The following is a 19303-nucleotide window of genomic DNA, read 5'->3' on the forward strand; positions in this document are numbered from 1 at the left end:
GGGATGGTGACAGTGATCTCCGAGCTGCTCCAATCCAGAGAGTTCGACGGCGCATTTCACCGCCTGAATTCCTCCGCTTGAACGTGCCAACAGGGGCTATCGCTCAGTGTGCGGTGTCACGGAGGTAGAGGGCGGCGAGCCGCGGGAGTCGGCGTCGCATCTCATCGCGGTCGTCGAAGTCGAAGTCCTCGCCCATGTCTTCGGAGTCCTCTTCGGAACTGTCCTGTGAGGCTCTGTATTCGTCCCATGCCTCGTAAAAGTCCTCCTGATCACCGGTGACCCGTTTGAATGCCTCGCTGGCGGCGTAGTTGACCTCCTCGTAGAAGAGTGCCTCGTCGCGGTGCACCTCCGCAGCCGCGACCACTGCCGGGTGCCCAGCAAGACTGTCCGGGTCAGCCGCTGCCTTCTCATACCAGTCGCGGCCCAGCGCGATCAGGCCGGCGCGGAAGTCGATGAAGCTGTCGTCCGAGCAGCCGCCACCGATGAGGTAGGCGGCTGCCCATACGTCCCATCGGTAGACGGCTTCATGTACCTCGTCGAAGCGTTCCTGGTAGCGGAGGATGTCGTACTTGGCGTGGGTGGCCAACTCGTCAACCAGGGCTTCGATGAAGGGCTTTTCCGCTGTGCCAGCCGAGCGAGCGGCCTCAATGATGGTCCAGAACTCAGAGGTGTCCATGGCTGGGCACTCTGCCAGCTGGGTCTGACAGCGGGACCTGTTGAGGGGCTCGGCCTCCGCCATGATCACGGTATCGCCCGAGCCGACCCTGCGTTCGTCGGTGTCGTCGGTGTCACGGTGCGGGTAGCCAAGCCCCGCCCGCCTGATCCGCACCCGCTACGACGCCGCCGACATCGCCCGGCTCCTCGCGGTGGCCTGGTGGGACTGGCCCGTACAGCACATCACCGAGCACGTACGGACGATCATGGCGGGGACGGTCGCCGACCTGGAGGAGGCCGCCTTGCGGATCGGGCGGTCCTGACACCCGCCCCCGCACCCCGCCTCATGCCCACCCCCGCCCCCCGCCGCGCCATGAGCGGGGTGAGTGGGGCGAGTCGGGTGAGTTGGGGCAGCCGGGTTCGGACGGGTGGCCGCCGTCTGGCACTCTTGACGCTGTCGCGTCAAGAACACATCTGTGCTGCGTCAAGAAGTCGGCAGCGGCACATCAATACTCAGGAGACCCGCGTGGCCGGCCCCCTTCCATCCGGGGAGTACCTGGACGGGTACGACCACATCCTGAGCGAGGTCTGTGCCACAGGCCGCCGACTCACGCGTGACGAAGTGGAGTCGCGTCGTGCCCTGGGTGAGCGGGCCGCCGAGGCCGGCCACGGGCTGCGGACGTTGGTCCATCAGCACCTGGAGATGACCCGGGCCGCCTGCCCCGACCTGCCGCGCGCCTCCTTCGACCAAGTGCTGGCCGCGTTCGACCAGGTCATCGACGCGCTGGCCGAAGGACACGAGCGCGCCCAGCTTCTGGCGGTGCGCCAGGAGGAAGCCGCCCGCCGCGAGTTCATCGACGACCTGCTCTACGGCCGCAGCGATCCCGGCACCCTCGCCGAGCGCGCGGCACGGTTCGGGCTGCTGCTCTCGCACGCCCACGCCGTCGCCGTCGCCACGGGCCCGGAGGCCTACGACGACGCACACCCCGTGACGCGTGGCGTGGAACGGGCGCTCTTCGGGCGATTCCGCAATCGCCGCACCCTGTACGTCACCAAGGAGGGCCGGCTCGTCTGTGTCGCCCCGGCCGACCAGGAAGACGTCCTGCTCTACTTCGCCGAACAGGCGCACGCGGCGGCCGACGGCGTGCAGGTCGCCATCGGACGGTCCCAGCCCGGCGCCGGCGGAATCGCCCACTCCTACGAGGAAGCCCTCAACGCCCTCGACCTGGCCGGCCGCATGGGTCTCGACGATCCGGTCCTGCGCGCCGCCGATCTGCTGGTGTTTCCCGTCCTGATCCGTGACCGTCAGGCACTGGCCGACCTCGTACGGAGCGCACTGGCCCCGCTCCAGCGGACGAGAGGCGGAGCCCGGCCGATGCTGGAGACCCTGAACGCCTACTTCGCATCGGGATACGTCGCGGCCGAGGCGGCTCGCCGGCTGAGTCTCAGCGTGCGGGCCTTCACCTACCGTCTGGAGCGCATCCACCAGCTCACGGGAGCCGATCCGGCCGACCCGATACACCGCTACACCCTTCAGACCGCCGTCATCGGCGCCAGGCTGCTCGACTGGCCCGACAGTGAATTGTGAAGCACGCCCCGTGTGCGGGGCTCGACAGTAAACGGACCGCCGGGGGAGGGGGCGGCCCCGGCGGCGGGGCCCCAGTGCTGGTCCTTGCCGGGGGCGCGGTCCGCCCAGGCGGCAAAGTGTGCGAATGGGTAGAATTCACGGCATGGGACAGTGGCGGCCCAGCGCGGCGAGCCCGCCCGAACTCGTCCTGGAGACGGACTCCGGCTCCACGGTGATGAGTCCGAGCCGGGACTATCATGTCGGGCGCGACCCTTTGAGCGACATCGTCTTCGACGACGACCGTGTCTCATGGCACCACGCCGTCCTCCACGCCGAACTCGATCACTGGACGATCGAGGACGAGCACAGCACCAACGGCACGTACGCCGACGGACGGCGCGTCCAGGAGGGGGACATCGGCCCGGGCAGCGTCATCCGCTTCGGCAACGTCACGGACGGCCCGCGTGCGGTGCTCGTCGACCGTGCTCCTCCCGAGCCGGCCCGCGCCGAGCGCCCCTCCCGCGTGAGCATGCCCGCGGCCACGGGCACCTTCCGCCAACCCACGACCGTGCGCCCGCTGCCCGCCCGCACGGTCCGCATCGGCCGCGCCGACGACAACGACGTGGTCATCGACGACCTGGTCGTTTCCCGCCGGCACGCCGAACTGCGGCTCCTCGCGGACGGTACGTACGAGATCGTCGACGTCGGCAGTCACAACGGCACCTACCTCAACGGCCAGCCGGTGGTCCGCGCCTCGGTCGCGCCGGGGGACATCGTGGGCGTAGGCCACCGCGCCTACTGCCTCGTGGGTGACGAGCTCCAGGAGTACGTCGACACGGGCGAGGTCTCTCTCGATGTCCAGGACCTGACGGTGACCGTCGACCGGGGCCGCAAAACGCTCCTCGCCCAGGTCTCCTTCCCCGTGGGCGAGAAATGCCTGCTGGCCGTCGTGGGACCGAGCGGTGCCGGCAAGTCCACGCTGCTCAACGCCCTCACCGGGCTGCGCCCCGCAGACGGCGGCACCGTCCTCTACGACGGCCGCGACCTCTACCGCGACTACGCGGAGCTGCGCCAGCGCATCGGTCTCGTACCGCAGGACGACATCCTGCACGCCCAGCTCACCGTGCGGCGCGCCCTCGGATACGCCGCCGAACTGCGCTTCCCCCAGGACACCGAGCGGGTGGAACGCCGGGCCAGGGTCGATGAAGTCATCCGCGAACTCGGCCTGGAACAACGCGCCGACCAGCCCATTCACAGCCTCTCCGGCGGTCAGCGCAAACGCGTGAGCGTCGCACTGGAACTGCTGACCAAACCGTCACTGCTCTTCCTCGACGAGCCGACGTCCGGGCTGGACCCCGGCATGGACCGTTCGGTGATGCACATGCTGCGCGGCCTCGCCGACGACGGGCGTACGGTCATCGTCGTCACGCACAGCGTGCTCAGCCTCGACGTGTGCGACCGGCTCCTGGTGCTCGCGGCCGGCGGGCGGATCGCCTACTACGGGCCTCCGGATGACGCGCTGCCGTTCTTCGGCTTCAGCCAGTGGCCGGAGGCGTTCGAAGCCTTCGAAGGGGATCATGACCGGGACTGGGCCCGGGAGTACCGGCAATCGCCGCTCCACCAGCGGTACATCGCCAACTCCTCCGCCCAGCCGTTCCCCGGCCCTCTCGCCCGGACCGGCGCGGACGCGCCCGGACCCTTCGCGCCGCCACCGAAGCCGCAGAGCTGGGGGTCCCAACTCCGCACCCTGGTGCGGAGATACGCGGCCGCACTCGGCGCCGACCGGACCTTCCTCGCGATCATGATCGCGCTGCCCTTCGTGATGGGCGCCATGGCGCGCGCGCTCGCCGGGAGCAGACTGACGCAGGACACGGCGATGAACGCGCTGCTCATCCTGTGTGTGGGCGGCGTCCTGACGGGTGCCGCCAACGCCGTCCGGGAGCTGGTCAAGGAGCGCGTCATCTACCAGCGGGAACGGGCGGTGGGGCTCTCCAGATCGGCGTATCTGATGTCCAAGGTCGTCGTTCTGGGAACGATCACCGTGTTGCAGGCCGTCGTCCTGACCCTGGTCGCCCTGCTCGGCGTCGACCTCAACGCGCCCGGCGGCCAAGGCGTGCTCCTGCCACCGCTGGCCGAAGTCACCCTGGCCGTGGCCCTGTTGGCGTTCACCGCCATGATGCTCGGGCTCCTCGTATCGGCGCTCGTCCGCAAGGAAGAAGTGACGATGCCGCTGCTCGTGCTCCTCGCCATCGTGCAGGTCGTGTTCTGCGGCGCTCTGCTCAAACTGAACGGAGTGCCCGGCATCGAACAGCTCGCGTGGCTCGTGCCGTCGCGGTGGGCGCTTGGCGCGATGGCGGGGACCATCGGGCTCGGCAGAATCGTCCCGGGGGATCTGACCACCGACCCGCTGTTCCAGCACTCCCCGGGTGTCTGGCTGCTCAACCTGGGGATGCTGGTCGTCCTCTCGGTCGCCTTCGGATACGCGGTCGCGAGACTGCTGCGCCGCCATGAACCCGCCGTCATGCGGAAGTAGGAGCGCCGGCGATGACCACTGCGGACTTCCGCCCCACCCATGTCGTCCCCCAGGACGGGCTGCCCGCCTGGGAGGCGCCGGACGTGGAGCGTCCGACGGTACCGCTGGACGCGCTGCTGCCCGTGCGGCTGGTCGACCGGCTCGGGGACTGGGGCCGGATCGTCTGCGCCAACGGCTGGTCGGCGTGGGTCGACGGCCGGCTCCTGGTCGCGGTGCCGCAGGACCCGCCGGGCGCGCGCGGGCCGCTGACCCGGAGTGCCGACCCGCGCCCGCTCCTGGCCAGGACCGAGGAGGTCGTCGCCGACTACCGGCGGGCGGTGGAGGAACTGGCGGGCGGGAGCGTGGACGGGGAGTCCTTCCGGCGCCGGACGCGCGGCCTGCGGGTGGGGATGGTCGTGGACGGCGAATCGGCATGGCTGTACGACGCGGAACACGAGCGGTGGGTGTACTGCGACGGGGTGCGGCTCAGTACGTACGCGGCGGAGGAGGGGCCCGGCGTCGAGGCGCGGGGTGGCGGCGATGGGGCGGGGGTGGATGCGGGGGCCGGGGCCGGGGTAGATATCGACGCGGGCGCGGGCGAGGATGCCGGTGGGGCGGGGCCGGAGCCGACGCGGGTGGTCGAGGCGGCGGTCCCTTCGCCCGACGCGGAGCCCGCGGCCGTCGTTCCGGCTGCGCCTGATGTGACCGAGGGCGTACGGGAAGGGCCGGCGGCGGGGGAGACACGGGTGGTCGAGGCGGCGGCCGGGACGGGGACGGCGGGTCCTGCGGGCGGCGAGGGACCGGATCGGCCGGTCCGGGGTGCGTTTGGCGCGGGTGCCGGGGGTGGCTCGGAGCCAGCGCCGACGCGGGTGGTTCCGGTCGTGGCCGATTCGGGGGCGGGGCCTGGCCCGGGTGGCGGGCGACCCGATCCGCCGGGGGAGTGGCCCCATCCACCGGTTGGGCGGTCCGATCCACCGGGTGAGCCATCGGACCCACCGCGTGAGTGGCCCGATCCGGCGGGTGAGCGACCCGTTCCATCGGTTGAGCGGTCCGCTCCGCAACGCCCGCTCGATGCGACCGATCCGCCGCGCGGGCCCGGAGGCGGGTGATGGCGCGCGCATCAGGGGACCCCGGTCCGAGCCCGCACTCCGGGCGGCCCTCCGAGCTGATCGGGCAGCAGATCGCGGGTTACCGGGTCGAGGGCGAGATCGGCCGGGGCGGCATGGCCGTCGTCTACCGCGCCAAGGACCTGCGTCTCGACCGGACCGTCGCCCTCAAGCTGCTCGCCCCCGAACTCGCGCGCAACGACACCTTCCGCCAGCGCTTCACGCACGAGTCACGCGTGGCCGCCGCGATCGAGCACCCGCACATCGTGCCCGTCTTCGAGGCGGGCGAGACGGACGGGGTGCTCTACATCGCCATGCGGTACGTCCCCGGGCGCGATCTGCGCCACCTGCTCGACCACGCGGGCCCGCTCTCCGTCGCGGCCGCCCTGCGCATCGCCACCCAGATCGCCTCCGCGCTCGACGCGGCACACGACCACGGCCTGGTGCACCGCGACGTCAAGCCCGGCAACATCCTCGTGGCCAAGGGCACGGACAGCGACCACCCCGAACACGCCTACCTCACGGACTTCGGCCTCACCAAGAAGTCGCTGTCCCTGACCGGATTCACGACCGTGGGCCAGTTCGTGGGGACCCTCGACTACGTGGCCCCGGAGCAGATATCGGGCCGCCCGGTGGACGGCCGCTGCGATGTCTACAGCCTGGCCTGTGTCGTGTACGAGACCATGGCGGGCGCACCGCCGTTCCGGCGCGACGACGACATCGCCCTCCTCTGGGCCCACCAGTACGACGAGCCGCCCCGCCTCACGGAGAAGAGGCCCGGGGTCGCCGCCGCCCTCGACGCGGTCCTCGCGCAGGCGCTGGCCAAGAGCCCCGACGACCGGTACGCCTCCTGCCTCGCGTTCACCACCGCGCTGCGGGCGGCGGCCACGGGAAGCACCGCGCTCGGCCGCCCTCCGACGCGGGTGGACGGCCATGCCGTAGGAACATCGCCTGATCCCGGCGCGCCCGCGGAGCCACCTCCCTGGGCCCGGCCCGTCTTCCGTGGCCCGGCCGCCTGACCCGCGCCCGGCTCAGGCGGGGCCCGCCCCGGTCCGGGGCCCGGGGTCCGCCTCCACCTCGCCGCGCCGGTGGACCCGTCGCGCGAAGAGCCCGCCGAGGAACCCCGAGACCAGACCCCAGGCCACGGCGAGGAGCAGGGCCCGACCCAGCTGGGGCCGCAGCTCCACCAGGCCCGACAGGCCGCCGCCGAGATCCCCGATGCCGAGGAGTGAGAGCCCGTAATGCGCCGATACGCCGGCGAGGAGGCAGACGGCCAGCACCGCGAGAGTCAGCGCCACCGCCATGTGCACGGCGTGCTGCCAGGCTCGCATCCGCGCCGGTGAACGGACCGCCATCAGGAACGCCGCGCCCAGGACCAGGACCGCCGCGACGACCAGCAGCCACCAGACCCGCCCGTCGTGGCCGGCGAGCGTGTGCAGGCTGAGCGTGGAGTCGTCCGGTGTGCGCAGTACGGCGTTGAGGACCTTCGGCATGGGCAGCCCGAATGGTCCGTCCACCCGGCCCTGCCAGGACGCGCCGAGACCGAGGGTGAAGGCGAGCCAGACGAGGTTGGGCAGCCCGAGCAGCAGGACCGCGAAGGTCGCGGCGGCATGCCCCCGCGTCAACGCGACGACAACGCCGACGACGAACCCCAGGGCGACGTACGTCAACAGCAGGGCCACCATGGCGAAGGCGGCGGGTCGTACCGACTCCTGGAAGCGCAGCAGGCGGCCGGGGAGGGGCGCCCGGCGCGAGACGAGCAGGACCACCACGAGGACGCCGGCGAGCCACAGCAGTCCGAAGACGAGGGTCAGCGGCACGGCGGTGTCGAACCCGGCCTCGGGCGAGGAGTCCAGGGCGTCCCCGATGTCGGCTGCGGGGCTGTTCCCGAGCCCGATCGCGAAACGGTGCCGGGCGAGTAGGCCCAGACCGATGAGGAGCAGGAGCCAGAACACCGCGATCCGGGCGGCCCAGCCGGCGAGTTCCTTCACGTCGGCGACGGCGCGGTGCCGCAGCGGCCGCAGGAACCCGGCCGCGATCGCCAGGGCTCCGGCGAGGCTGACGGAGAGCGGGAGCACGGAGAGACCGGCGTTCGTCTGGGCGATCGCCCCGGCGTCACCGGAGAGTTCCACCGAGCCGCCCACCGCCATCACGACGACGGCCGCCACGACACTGGGGAACGCGCCGCCGGGCAGGTCGGCGGCGCCCGCCGCCCAGAGTCCGAGCGCGGCGACGACAGCCATGGCCACCAGGGAGACGAGCACGGCCACCAGGGCGTGGGGCCAGCCGTGGGGTGCCCGTCGGCCCTGCTCCGCGCGTTGCGCCGCTGTCCGCCGATGCGGTGTCTGCTCGCTCACGTTGTCACGCTAAGCAGCGCAGGACCGGCCCGCCCGTCGGAAGGGCCGACCGCGTCAGCTTGCGAGCTCCCGGAAGCCGATGCACACAATGGGCCCGTAAAGGGATGAAACGCACGCCGTGGAATTGTCGTGGATTCCGCTGCACGGCCGCCTGCGCCTACGTCAGGTCGGATTCCCTCCACCTCATCCGCCTACGCCAGACCCCCTCCACCGGATCCCCCACCCCGGATCCCCCCAACGCAGGGAAGAAGTGTTCGTGAGCGTCGAGCCGCCGTCGTCAGGACGCCCCACTGGACCGCCCTCGGGCCCGCTCTCGGGCCCCTCGCAGCCGAGCCCCGGCGGGCCGGGTGACACCCAAGCGGGCGCGACCCGCGCCGACTCGACACCCCCTGCGGGGGCCGAGCGGCCGTCGGGGCCGCCGAGCAGTGGCCCGCCGAGCGGTCCGGAAGGCGGCGGTGGGCACGGTGGCGGGCCGGATGAGTCCGGCGCGGGCTCCGGTGCGGGCCACGGGCCGTCCCGTCCGTGGTGGAAGTCGGCGCCTCGCGTGGCGGCGCTGTCCGCCGCCGTGGTGGCGGCGGTGGTGCTGGCCGTCGTCCTCACGCGCCCTGGCGGCTCGTCGAAGGGCTCGTCCGCCGCCGGCGGCGAGGTGCTTCTCCAGCCCGCGGCGAAGACGGGACCCGCACCGTTCACCGATTCGACGGCCCGCGACTCCGCCCCGGCTTCCCCGATCGCGCTGCCGAGCTCGTCGGCCTCGGCCAATGTGACACGCGGTGTCGACGGCGCCGCCCCCGGCCTCTACGGCGGAACGCGGAACGTCGCGAGCTGCGACGTGGAGAAGCAGATCGGCGCGCTCCAGAAGGACCCGGCCAAGAACAAGGCGTTCGCCTCCGTCCTCGGCGTCGAACCGTCCGGCGTTCCCGCCTATCTGCGCTCACTCACGCCCGTACGGCTGCGGTTGGACACCCGCGTGACCAACCACGGCTACCGCGACGGCGCCGCCACCAGCTACCAGGCCGTGCTACAGGCCGGCACCGCGGTACTCGTCGACGACCGCGGTGTGCCACGGGTTCGGTGCGCGTGCGGCAACCCGTTGCTGCCGCCCGTCGCGCAGAAGGGCACACCGAAGCGGACGGGCGAGGCGTGGCCCGGATACCGGCCGTCGAACGTCGTGGTCGTGGCGCCCGCCGCACAGGTGGTGAACAAGTTCGTCGTGTACGACCCGGACCACGGCGCCTGGTTCGAACGGCACAAGGGCGACACGGGCAGCGGCGACACCAAGACGAAGCCGCCGGTGACCAGCCCCTCCTTGGTCCCGTCCGAGTCGCCTTCCGGTGGCGAGTCGCCCTCGCCCACCGGCCCCTCGCCGTGCGCCTCGCTCTCCGCCGGCCCGTCCTCGGCGAAGTCCTGCCCGCCCGCGTCCTCCCCGCCCTCCTCGCCGGCCACGCAGCCCCCTTCCTCGCCGGCCACACATCCGCCCTCCTCGCCCGCCTCGCGGCCCCCGTCCTCGGCCGCGTCCTCGGCCTCGGCCTCGGCCTCAGCCTCGGAGAAGTCACCCGCGTCGTCCGAGCCCGCGCCGCTCTCGCCCCCGGGGGCGGGCGGGGGCTCATGACCCCATGAGTGCCGCCTTCGCGAAGTGACCGACGGGAACGGCCAGTTCGAGGTCCGCAAGCCCGGTCCAGCAGGGTCTCCAGCGCGACCGGCGTGGACACGCCCGAGCGCGGAAGCGGGGGCAGTATCAGCGGCGGTCGGCGCCGAATGTCTCACTCTCGCGCAGGACGGCGAGGGCGAAGGCCAAGCGCTTGTCGAGCCAGCCATCCCGCATGACGAAGTACCAGGTCACGCTCCCGGTGGTGCGCGGCACGGTGAGGACGGCTTCGCCGCGCTCGCCCTTCGGGCCGTCCGTCTCCACGGCCCACACCACCGGCTTGAAGTCCGTCGCGCGATCGCCTCCCTCGGCGCCGAAGGACAGCAAGGAGTCCACCACGCCCCCCAGGACGTGCCCCGCACCTCGCTCCGCGGATGCCAGAAGCCCGCCCCGCGCCCAGTTGTGGCGGGCGACGACGGCGGGCTGTCCCACCTGCTCGAGCCACAAACCCTGGTAGGTGAGCTTCTTGGTGATCGAAGTGCGCCGGACCGAGCCGAGTTCCTGGCCGGCCCCGTCGGTCACCCGGTAGCGGTCGGAGCCGTCGGGCAGCACACCGCACAGGAGTTGGCGGTTCTCCTCGTCCTCGAAGAGGAGGAAGCCGCCCTTGGAGAGCGGCGCGGGGGGCGCGGCCGGAACGATGTAGACACCGGGCACCATGTGGTCCTCGCCCCCGCGACTGCGGTGGAAGCGGACCGCGTAAGGCCCCGCGCCCCGCTTCGACGCGCGGAACGTGTGCCGCGTCATCCTGCCGACGGTGAACTTGGTGATGTCGTTCCAGTGCATCGGCTCGAAGGGCTCCTCCGGCCTGCTTTTTCTTCCGAATGCCATGCGTTCCCCTCCTGGCCGCGACGTATCGCCCGTGATGTGCGCCCTGGAAAGCTCCAGGTCAGGCGGCGGGCCGCTTCGAAAGGGCGTCGATGTACTCGTCGAACGTGGCCACCTTGTCGGCGGGCGGCACCTCAGCCTTGAGGCTGGTGCCGTAGTCGGAGTACTCCTCGACGATCGTCTCCTGCCCCTTCCCGCCCGAGCTGGTCTCCTGGGACTTGGCCACCAAGTCGTCCTTGTCGACCCACACGTCGATGACGGCCTGCTCCTTGCCGTTCTTACGCATGACGTCGACGTACCAGTCGTGGCTGTCCTTGGTCATGGCGGCGCCCTGGTACTTGGCGAGCTCCGCGATGTTCACCGTTCCCCGGAAGTGGTCGGTGGGGCGCCCGCCGATCTGCTCCGGGCCGACCCACTTGCCGCTGCCCGTGGCGTTGAGCGCGCCCAGAAGCTCCGTCACAAGCCCGCGTGAGCGCGACATGTCGGTCTTCTTCTCGCCGGAAGGATCAATCTTGAACCAGTCCTTGCCGGGGATCTTGTCGGTCTTCGTGTAGGCACCGTCGGCCGTGTCGACGAGGTACGTCTCGCCACTCGGGTTGTCCGCCGTCTTGTTCCCGTGGATCCGCATGGAGGAGAAGAACGGCGTCCGCTGCCAGGCCATGTCACTGGTGGGTTCGTCGGCGGAAGCGCCCGACTGGCGGGTCCGGTAGGAGTTCTGCTCACCCATCTTCTTGGCGGCGGCCGGGAGAACCGACGCCGCGTCCCTGCGCTGTGACGCGGCCGCGGCGCTCTTGGCGTCCTGCTTCTTGGCGTCGGCCCCGCCCGTGCCGCTCCCGCTCGTGCCGCTCCCGCTCGTGCCGCTCCCGCTCGTGCCGCTCCCGCCGCAGGCGGTCAGGCCCGCGGAGAGTACGACGGCGCCGACGACCGGCACGACACATGTCCTGAACTTGCGGACGGCCTTCACGTTCCCCACCCTTTACCCACTCATTAACCAAAGAGCGGGAAGCATATACACACATGTCACGACCGGTGGAATCAATATCCGGTCCGAGCGCCGACGTGGGCCCCTAGCGGATCCTGTTCCTGTCGAACCACAGAGTGGCCGCCGTGGGCAGGAGCCCCGCCCAGAAGAGGATGCGAGGGACGCCGAGTCCACTCCACGGCGGTGTGGCGATCAGCAGGGCGCACGTCGTGGCCCATGCCGACTGGGCCAGGACCACACGGGCCCAGAGGCGACGGCGGATCAGCGAGCGGACGTTGAGCTGCGCACCGGCGCGCAGCTTGCGGTAGCGGCGCCACGCGCCGAAGCCCCAGATCGCCGCCATGACCACCACGCACCACAGGCGCCGGCCGATCGGGAGGGGCAACTCCGGGACCGGGCTGTCGTCCGAGGGGAACAGATTGATCATTCCGCCCGCCACGATCACACAGAGCACGGCGAGCCAGCGGGTGCCGCGCAGAAGGCGGTACGTGGCGTGGTCGAGTTGCTGGCGCATCTGCGGGGAGTCGGGATGGCTGGAGAGCGCGTCGGCGTACAACTCGGTGGCGCGGGCGGCACGCACGCCGGGCGCCTTCGCGGCCTTCTCCGTGCGGCGGGCGAGCGCTTCATGGTGGTGCGGGTCGAGGCGGAGGATCGCCTCGTCGAGCCGGTCGGCGACGGTGCCGTTGCCGGAAAGACTGGCGATGCGCTGGGCGACTTCGTGGGCGTAGACGCTCTCGGGACCGAGGCGCAGCGCTTCCATGGCTATCTCGGCCGCCTCGTGGGAGACGCGGTCGATGTCGCTGAACTCAAGGCGCGTGACGCCGCTCGTCCTGGCGTACTGGATCACCGCTTCACGGAATACCGCGTCGGCGAGCATGGCCCGGGGGACGGGCTCCTCGGGGGCGATACGGATCGCCTCGCGCAGCACGGGTTCTACGGTGCGCCAGCCTTCGTCGCGCGTCATGGCATGGGCGCGCAGCATCAGGGCGCCGTAGTCCTCGGGCGCCAGTTTCAGGGCTTCGGCGGACGCCTCCAGGGCCCGCTTGGGCTCCTCGGCGGCGAGGTGGCAGTGCCCGAGCATGACCCAGGCGCGTACGTCTGCGGGGTCCTCGGCGAGACGGCCGCTCAGCAGCTCCCGCGCCTGGTCGTAGCGCTCGAAGTCCAGGAGCGCGGCGGCCTGTTCCAGTACCGGGTGGGGGGTGGTCACAGCTTGCGCCTTTTCTTGAGGTAGGCGACCAAGTCGTCGTACATGCCGCCGTCGTTCGCGTACATCGCGACGTTGCGTGCGGAGGCGAACCACGGCTCCGTCGAAGGGATGGTCTGTTTCGCGGCCTCGACGAGGTCCTTCATGCCGATCATGCGGACGACGCCGGTGCGTACCGAGTCGAGGAGCGCCGTCTCGGCAGCGGTCTCGCACAGGTGGGCGAGATCCGCGCCGGACAGGCCGTCCGTCATCTTGACGAGTTTGCCCAAGTCGACCTTCTCGATGGGGCGTTCACGCAGGTGATAGCGGAGGATCGCCTCGCGGGCCGGAGCGTCGGGCGGCAGCACCAGCAAAGTGCGGTCGAAGCGGCCTGGGCGGCGCAGCGCGATGTCGACGTCCCAGGGGACATTGGTCGCCGCCAGCACGAAGACGCCCTCGTTGGCGCCCCCGTCGATGCCGTCCAGCTCGGTCAGGAGCTGGTTGACGGTGTTGCGCATGCCCGCGCTCTGCGTACGGCTGCGCTTGCCGCCGAGCGCGTCCAACTCGTCGAGGAAGACCACGCAGGGAGCCTGGCGCCGAGCCGTCTGGAAGAGCTCGTGCATATTGCGCTCGGAGTTGCCGATCCACATGTCGAGGACGTCATTGACCGACACGGACAGGAAACTCGCGCCGAGCTCACCCGCGACGGCGCGCGCCACGAACGTCTTGCCGCAGCCGGGAGGCCCGTACAGGAGGAGGCCGCCGCGCAGGCTCTTGCCGTACAGGGCACGCAGCTCGGGGTTTCGCAACGGCGCGAGGAACGCCGCCTCCAGGCGGTCCTTGACCTCCCGCATACCGCCGACGTCGGCGAGGCGTACGGAGCCCGGCGCATCGACGTCCCATGCTGGCGAGCCGTCCGGATCACCGCTGCCGTCCGTGGCGAGGGGTTCCTCGACGAACCTCGGCGGGATCACATCCTTGACCTGGTCGGCGGCCGCCCCCCAGTTGAACGTGCCGGCCCCCTCGGGCTCGGTGGAGGTTTCCACCGGAGCCGACCCCTCCACCGGGGCCGCCGCCCCCACGGCACGCACCATCAGTGCCCTGGCCTCCGCGTCACGCGGTGCCTGCTGCAACGCGATCGCCACCTCGGTGACGGCATCCGCTTGCTGGCCGGCGTCGAGCAACAGGCCGGCCAGGTGCAGACGTAGCGGCACGTCGGCGGGAGCGGCCTCAACGGCCGCACGCAGGCTCCGTATCAAGGGGGAGGTCTCAGGCATGCCCCCACTTTACGGACCCGGATTCCCGCCCCCTGCCGACGCCCCATGCCGGTGACAGCGCCGGACAGCCGGTGTGGAGTGCCGGCAGGCCGGGCCCGCGCCCGGGCGGCAACTGACGTTCCTGTCCGCCGCCCGCCCGGAGTCGACCCCTCGCGTCTACGCGACGTTGGCACGCGCCGGATGGTAGAGCTCCCGGGCGCGGGCGCGGATGGCCGGGGCGTCCTGGTCCACGTGCAGGAAGTGTTCGGACTGCCATGCCTGCGCGGCGGCGGCCTGTCGGCCGGTCGTGGTCACCCAGGGCGGGTAGACGCGGAAGCCGCGCTTGCCCCCGACACCGTCAACCGTGACGACGCCGCGCGACCCGAGCACGTACAGGGGGAAGACGAATTGGCCGAAGTGCTGACCGTCGCGGCTGCTGATGACGAAGAGGTCGACCGGATCCGTGGCGTCGAAAGGCTGGATGGGTCCGCCAGGTGACCTCTTCCATACGGTCACGAACTGGCCGGCCTTGGTGGGAGTGGTCTTGGCCACGCGGAAGCGGACGGCGAGTCCGTCGAGGACGAAGGTGTGCGCGGCGTACTCGACGCTCTCGGATTCGGCAACCGGCTGCGAGCAGGTGAAGCCACAAGGGCCGTAGACGAGTTGCTTCGCCGCCCGGAGATCGGCGTGCGTCGGGCTGAACTCCGACCACGGCTCCCGCTCCGCCGGGCCCGGGTGCGAGCGGTGCGGAGAGGTGTGCGCGCGGTTCGCCGTCATCTGCCCACCCTGTCACACGGGCGCTGACGGCGCTGACGTCACGGTCGCGGGCCGCGCGTGTCCCGCAGGTGTCCCTTCAGCACGGACCTCGCCGGTCAGATCCACTCGTCCTGGGCCGTCAGCTCGCTCGCCACGCCGCCGGTGTTGACCACCCCGGCCGCATCCATGATCAAGACCTCGCACTCCTCCGGCGCGACCGGGCGGTGCTCCACGCCCCGCGGGACCACGAACATCTCCCCGGCGCCCAGCCTGACGCTCTCCCGGTCGCGCAGATCAATCATCAGCTCACCCTTGACCACGATGAACAGCTCGTCGCCCTCGGGGTGATCGTGCCAGACGAATTCTCCCTTGACCTTCACCGCCTTCATCTCGTAGCCATTGGCCTCGAGAATCGTCTTCGGTGACCAGTACTCGGTGAATTTCGAGAGTTTTTCGGCGACGTTCACGGGCATGTCGGGCCTGGCCATTGTTTCCTCCTGATAACCGCACACCGCGGCCCGCCGTCATGGCACACCCTGGCGGTCGGCGACGCTGAGAACGCGCGATCCATCCGGAGTGGGAGCGGAATCGGGACCGCTGAAACCGTCCCAGCATCAAATGGGCGCCACTTCCTGTCAAGTCCCGTCCACATACGCGGGTTTGGCCTCCGATGGGCCCCGGACGAGGGGCGCGAGCAGCGTCCCGCCGCCTGATCCCGGACGAGGACACGGCGAGGATCCGACGAGGACCGCACCGCTGACGATGATTCCGGAAGGCGCCGCAAGCCCGTCGAGTGGTTTCAGGGTGGCAGTCGGCTCACGGGCGGCCCACGCCTTTCGACCGTATGCGGGCTTCGGCAGCTACGGACCGATTCGATATTTCAGCGAAAGGACGTGACCTCACGATGACCGAAACTCACATCGGTCCCAGCGGGTCCGACACGGCGATCGCGGACAACGCGATCGTGCCCGAGGACATCAAGGGTGAAATCGAGCAGTTCATGAAGGACGGGTTCACCGGCCCGGTCAAGCTCTATGAGCCCGACGAGGCCGCCGAGATCCTGCGCGAGGTCCGCGTCAAGAATCAGGACACCACCCACTCGGTGTTCCACAACAGCATGAACTACGACCGGCACCTCGACATCCCCGAGCTGTCACGCCACGTCACGCACCCCACGATCCTGAAGTACCTGAACGCCATCCTCGGCCCCGACGTGCTGTCGTGGCGTACGGAGTTCTTCGCCAAGTTCCCGGGTTCCCGTGGCACCGAGTGGCACCAGGTGCGCGACTACAGCTATGCCACCGGCAAGCCGCAGCTGCTGCCGACGAAGTCGGACTGGAACGCCTACATCGACATCACGGTGTGGACGACGTTCACCCCGGCGACGAAGAAGACGGGCTGCATGCGCTTCGTCCGCGGTTCGCACCGCGACCGCATCTTCGACGAGAGCAAGTCGCCCGCCCGTGGCCGCGAGAGCCGTTACGAGAACGACCACGAGACGACGTTCACGAAGGACACCGGTTTCTACGGGTACGACTTCTCCGACTTCGCCGTGGACCCGAACTGGGAGCCGCGCTCGGAGGACGTGGTGGACGTCGAGATGCAGCCGGGCGAAGCACTCATCTTCACGGCCTCCTGCGTCCACGGCGCCCTGCCCAACATCACCGAGCGCGACACCCGGTTCGCCATCACCTCGCGCTACGTGCCGACGCACGTCCGGGTCTACCCGGACCAGGACGCCTACACCGCGCACGGGCAGGACTTCGACCTCAAGGACTACGGCGCCGTCGTGGTCTCGGGACGGGACACCTTCGGGCACAACCGGATCCGTACGACCAACGCCCACGGCGAGCCCTTCGCCGTCAAGAACACCCACTGACTCACTTTCGTCCATGAACCGGGACTCCGGACGACGAAGGGCAGAGAGGACACAAGCGTGATCCAGCAGAAGATCAACCAGATCTGGGGACGGGCTCTCAAGCTCGAAGACATCTCCGACGACGACGATTTCTTCGCCCTCGGCGGCCACTCGCTGATCATGGCGACGGTGCAGACGGCGATCCACGACGAGATCGGGATCGAGATCCCGATGGACGAGCTGTTCCGGCACCCCACGGTGCGCAGCATCTCCGCCTACGCCGAGTCGCGCCTCGCGGTGTCCTGACGTCGCGCGCTCGCGGCTCGCTCCCGTCCGTCGGCTGACGGCACGGGCGGCGGGCCGCGCCGCGCGCCATCGCGTGCGGCGGCACCGGCCATCCCTGTGCCGCCGCCGCTCAGCTGTCGCGGCGCGCTCGGACGGCCGCCGCACGACCGACAATCATGGGACGACGCGTCCTCGCCACGGAAGGAACTCCCGGTGCAACTCTCCTCCAGGGGAACGAAGATGAGTGGCCTGTCGGGAATCCGCAGCATCATGGAGGACATCGCGCTGGCCGCGGCGGACACCTCGGGCGACACCTGGCTCAACCTCAGCCCGGGAAACCCGGCCGCGATCCCCGAGGTCACCGACACCTGGCGCCGTCTGCAAGAAGAAGCCATGGCGAGCGGCTTCGCCGAGTTCAGCGGCCGGTACGGGCCCTCACGCGGCTCCGACGTACTGGTCGAGGCGATCGTGCGTTACTTCAACTCCCGTTACGGGTGGGGGATAGGGCCGGAGAACGTCCTGGTGGGCGCGGGCTGTCAGATGCTCGCCTTCATGGCGACGACCATCTTCACCGGGCCCTGTGCCGACGGCCCGCGCCGGCTGGTGCTGCCGTCCGTCCCCGACTACACCGGCTACCAAGGGCTGAGTCTGGACGCCGGTGGCATCGTCGGAGTCGAGCCGGGTGTGGAGCTCAAGGACGGACGCTACTTCCGGTACACCTTCGACCTCGAGGCGGTGCGCGCCCAGACCTCGGTGGGGATGATGCTGCTGTCGAGCCCGGGCAACCCGACCGGCCGCACCCTGCTGCCGGACGACCTGTCCGGCCTCATCGAGATCGCCGAGGAACGCGACATCCCGCTGGTGCTCGACCACGCGTACGGCGATCCGTTCCCCGGCGTCGCCCAGGACTCGGTGGACCCGCCGCTGCATCCGAACGTCATCAACTGCTTCACCTTCTCCAAGGCCGGCCTGCCCGGAGAGCGTCTCGGCCTCGCGATCGGGCCACGAAGCGCGATCGACGCGATGCTGTCCTTCACCGCCAACTCCCATTTGCACGCACCGCAATTGATCCAGGCGACGGCGGCGCTCGCCCTGAACAGCGGAGCGATCGACACGCTCACCGGCGAGGCGATCCGCCCCTACTACCGCGACAAACGCCGCACGGCCGAGAAGCTGCTGCACGACCTCCTGCCCGACGCCCTCGACTGGCGGCTGCACAGCACGGACGGAGGCATGTTCTGCTGGCTGTGGATCGACCACGCCTGGTTCTGCGACCTGGCGCTCTATGAAGCCCTCAAGAGCAAGAAGGTCTTCGTGGTGCCGGGCCGCCACTTCTTCGTCGAGCCCTTCTCCTCGCCCTTTCTTGCGGAGCACGCGACGCGCTGCGTCAGGCTGAGCCTGAGCCCGGACGAGACGGTCATCGCCGAGGGCATCGCCCGGCTCGCACAAGCCCTGGAGGAGATGCGCGGTGCGAAGTGAACGGGTACGCAACGGCGACATCACCCTCGACGTGGCGGTCGCCGGCCAAGAAGACCTGCCCACGGTGCTCTTCGTCAACGCCGTCGGCATGGAGAACCGCCTCCTGGAGGGTCTGGCGCGGCAGTTCCTGCGCTCGGGGATGAACCTCGTCACCTGGGAGCTGCGGGGCAGCCCAGGCCCCTGCGCCGAGCGGCAGGTGAGTCTGGGGGAGCACACCGAGGACGCGCTGGCCGTGGTCGACGCCCTCGGGCTCACCCGGGTCCATGTGGCCGGCTGGTGCACCGGCGCGTCCATCGCGCTCTTCGTCGCGCACGCGCTTGGAGAGCGTGCCCTGTCGTTCACCTCGATCGACGGCGCCCTCTTGTTCGACGGGGTGCCAGGAGCGCCGGTGGGCAACGCCGTGTTCGACATGTGCGCGCAGATCGCCGCGGACACCGACCGCGCCGCGTACTTCCACGACGTCGTACGGCCGCGGGGCAACGAGGGCGCCGCACTGGGTGTCCAGGACGAAGCGCTCGTACGCATGCTGACGCTGCCCTATCGGCAGGGCCGCGAAGAACTCACCCGTTTCGCCTGGGGGATCTCCGCGACCTGCGACTACGACCCTGTCGCGGCCTGCGCCCGGCTCTCGGTGCCGGCGCTGTTCATCGCCCGGCGGGACGACGCGATGGTGGGGCACCGCAACTCGCGACGCGCCGCCGCGCTCGTCGAGGGGGCGCGGCTGCACGTGGCCGGATCAGGGGGCCACTACGCCCTCTTCACCGACCCGTCCGAGACGGCCGCCACCATGGCGGCGTTCGTCCTGAAGGACAGCGCCCCGGCGTGAGGCCGGTTGGCC

17 protein-coding genes and 1 pseudogene are annotated in these 19303 nt (G+C 70.5%); 10 read left to right on the plus strand and 8 right to left on the minus strand.

Features of this window, described 5'->3' with window-relative positions:
• Window positions 1-103 precede the first annotated feature (103 nt).
• Complete coding sequence (locus ABR738_RS34715) at window positions 104-829, minus strand: DUF4240 domain-containing protein (protein WP_350233927.1); 726 nt, start codon at window positions 827-829, stop codon at window positions 104-106.
• On the opposite strand from ABR738_RS34715, the pseudogene ABR738_RS34720 reads away from it, so the two are divergent.
• The 5 genes and pseudogenes from ABR738_RS34720 to ABR738_RS34740 form a co-directional block, all read left to right on the plus strand.
• Window positions 807-977, plus strand: a pseudogene (locus ABR738_RS34720) (antibiotic acetyltransferase); the annotation flags it as partial. The gene ABR738_RS34715 and the pseudogene ABR738_RS34720 sit on opposite strands and share 23 nt — an antisense overlap.
• 203 nt (window positions 978-1180) lie before the next feature.
• Window positions 1181-2242, plus strand: a complete 1062-nt coding sequence (locus ABR738_RS34725) for a PucR family transcriptional regulator (protein WP_350233928.1) — start codon at window positions 1181-1183, stop codon at window positions 2240-2242.
• A gap of 142 nt (window positions 2243-2384) precedes the next feature.
• Entirely contained in the window at window positions 2385-4754 is a 2370-nt protein-coding gene (locus tag ABR738_RS34730) for an ABC transporter ATP-binding protein/permease (protein WP_350233929.1), read from the plus strand.
• Between the two features lie 11 nt (window positions 4755-4765).
• Window positions 4766-5842 carry a hypothetical protein gene (locus ABR738_RS34735; protein WP_350233930.1) on the plus strand — a complete coding sequence of 359 codons (1077 nt, stop codon included), beginning with the start codon at window positions 4766-4768 and terminating at the stop codon, window positions 5840-5842.
• Entirely contained in the window at window positions 5842-6858 is a 1017-nt protein-coding gene (locus ABR738_RS34740) for a serine/threonine-protein kinase (protein WP_350233931.1), read from the plus strand. The genes ABR738_RS34735 and ABR738_RS34740 overlap by 1 nt, the downstream gene beginning before the upstream one ends.
• Window positions 6859-6870: 12 nt before the next feature.
• Here the strand turns inward: ABR738_RS34740 and ABR738_RS34745 are convergent, their stop codons facing one another.
• Window positions 6871-8196, minus strand: coding sequence for a streptophobe family protein (locus ABR738_RS34745; protein WP_350233932.1), 1326 nt, complete (start codon window positions 8194-8196; stop codon window positions 6871-6873).
• Between the two features lie 256 nt (window positions 8197-8452).
• On the opposite strand from ABR738_RS34745, the gene ABR738_RS34750 reads away from it, so the two are divergent.
• A complete protein-coding gene (locus ABR738_RS34750; protein WP_350233933.1) occupies window positions 8453-9805 on the plus strand; it encodes a DUF6777 domain-containing protein in 1353 nt (450 codons plus the stop codon).
• 126 nt (window positions 9806-9931) lie between these two features.
• Here the strand turns inward: ABR738_RS34750 and ABR738_RS34755 are convergent, their stop codons facing one another.
• The 6 genes from ABR738_RS34755 to ABR738_RS34780 form a co-directional block, all read right to left on the minus strand.
• Complete coding sequence (locus ABR738_RS34755; RefSeq protein ID WP_350233934.1) at window positions 9932-10669, minus strand: hypothetical protein; 738 nt, start codon at window positions 10667-10669, stop codon at window positions 9932-9934.
• Window positions 10670-10727: 58 nt separating this feature from the next.
• On the minus strand, window positions 10728-11639 hold the full coding sequence (locus ABR738_RS34760) for an SCO4651 family lipoprotein (RefSeq protein ID WP_350233935.1): 912 nt from the start codon (window positions 11637-11639) through the stop codon (window positions 10728-10730).
• Between the two features lie 94 nt (window positions 11640-11733).
• Complete coding sequence (locus ABR738_RS34765) at window positions 11734-12855, minus strand: tetratricopeptide repeat protein (RefSeq protein WP_350233936.1); 1122 nt, start codon at window positions 12853-12855, stop codon at window positions 11734-11736.
• A complete protein-coding gene (locus ABR738_RS34770; protein WP_350233937.1) occupies window positions 12852-14108 on the minus strand; it encodes an ATP-binding protein in 1257 nt (418 codons plus the stop codon). Before ABR738_RS34770 ends, ABR738_RS34765 begins: the two co-directional genes overlap by 4 nt.
• A 156-nt stretch (window positions 14109-14264) precedes the next feature.
• Window positions 14265-14864, minus strand: a complete 600-nt coding sequence (locus ABR738_RS34775) for a MepB family protein (protein ID WP_350233938.1) — start codon at window positions 14862-14864, stop codon at window positions 14265-14267.
• A 95-nt stretch (window positions 14865-14959) separates the two neighbouring features.
• A complete protein-coding gene (locus ABR738_RS34780; protein WP_350233939.1) occupies window positions 14960-15331 on the minus strand; it encodes a cupin domain-containing protein in 372 nt (123 codons plus the stop codon).
• A gap of 416 nt (window positions 15332-15747) precedes the next feature.
• On the opposite strand from ABR738_RS34780, the gene ABR738_RS34785 reads away from it, so the two are divergent.
• The 4 genes from ABR738_RS34785 (at window position 15748) to ABR738_RS34800 (ending at window position 19291) form a co-directional block, all read left to right on the plus strand.
• Window positions 15748-16722, plus strand: a complete 975-nt coding sequence (locus tag ABR738_RS34785) for a chlorinating enzyme (protein WP_350233940.1) — start codon at window positions 15748-15750, stop codon at window positions 16720-16722.
• A 57-nt stretch (window positions 16723-16779) separates the two neighbouring features.
• A complete protein-coding gene (locus tag ABR738_RS34790; protein WP_120720241.1) occupies window positions 16780-17007 on the plus strand; it encodes an acyl carrier protein in 228 nt (75 codons plus the stop codon).
• A 219-nt stretch (window positions 17008-17226) separates the two neighbouring features.
• Window positions 17227-18465 carry an aminotransferase class I/II-fold pyridoxal phosphate-dependent enzyme gene (locus ABR738_RS34795; RefSeq protein ID WP_350233941.1) on the plus strand — a complete coding sequence of 413 codons (1239 nt, stop codon included), beginning with the start codon at window positions 17227-17229 and terminating at the stop codon, window positions 18463-18465.
• On the plus strand, window positions 18455-19291 hold the full coding sequence (locus tag ABR738_RS34800) for an alpha/beta fold hydrolase (RefSeq protein ID WP_350233942.1): 837 nt from the start codon (window positions 18455-18457) through the stop codon (window positions 19289-19291). Before ABR738_RS34795 ends, ABR738_RS34800 begins: the two co-directional genes overlap by 11 nt.
• Window positions 19292-19303 lie beyond the last annotated feature (12 nt).

This window comes from Streptomyces sp. Edi4 (genome assembly GCF_040253615.1).
In the GTDB taxonomy this organism is placed as follows: Bacteria; Actinomycetota; Actinomycetes; order Streptomycetales; family Streptomycetaceae; genus Streptomyces.

Bases quoted from the DNA above. Each gene is read 5' to 3' on its own strand.
- ABR738_RS34755 (WP_350233934.1), bottom strand. From the start codon at position 10,669: ATGGCATTCGGAAGAAAAAGCAGGCCGGAGGAGCCCTTCGAGCCGATG.
- ABR738_RS34780 (WP_350233939.1), bottom strand. From the start codon at position 15,331: ATGGCCAGGCCCGACATGCCCGTGAACGTCGCCGAAAAACTCTCGAAA.
- ABR738_RS34740 (WP_350233931.1), top strand. From the start codon at position 5,842: ATGGCGCGCGCATCAGGGGACCCCGGTCCGAGCCCGCACTCCGGGCGG.
- ABR738_RS34770 (WP_350233937.1), bottom strand. From the start codon at position 14,108: ATGCCTGAGACCTCCCCCTTGATACGGAGCCTGCGTGCGGCCGTTGAG.
- ABR738_RS34785 (WP_350233940.1), top strand. From the start codon at position 15,748: ATGACCGAAACTCACATCGGTCCCAGCGGGTCCGACACGGCGATCGCG.
- ABR738_RS34735 (WP_350233930.1), top strand. From the start codon at position 4,766: ATGACCACTGCGGACTTCCGCCCCACCCATGTCGTCCCCCAGGACGGG.
- ABR738_RS34775 (WP_350233938.1), bottom strand. From the start codon at position 14,864: ATGACGGCGAACCGCGCGCACACCTCTCCGCACCGCTCGCACCCGGGC.
- ABR738_RS34730 (WP_350233929.1), top strand. From the start codon at position 2,385: ATGGGACAGTGGCGGCCCAGCGCGGCGAGCCCGCCCGAACTCGTCCTG.
- ABR738_RS34795 (WP_350233941.1), top strand. From the start codon at position 17,227: ATGAGTGGCCTGTCGGGAATCCGCAGCATCATGGAGGACATCGCGCTG.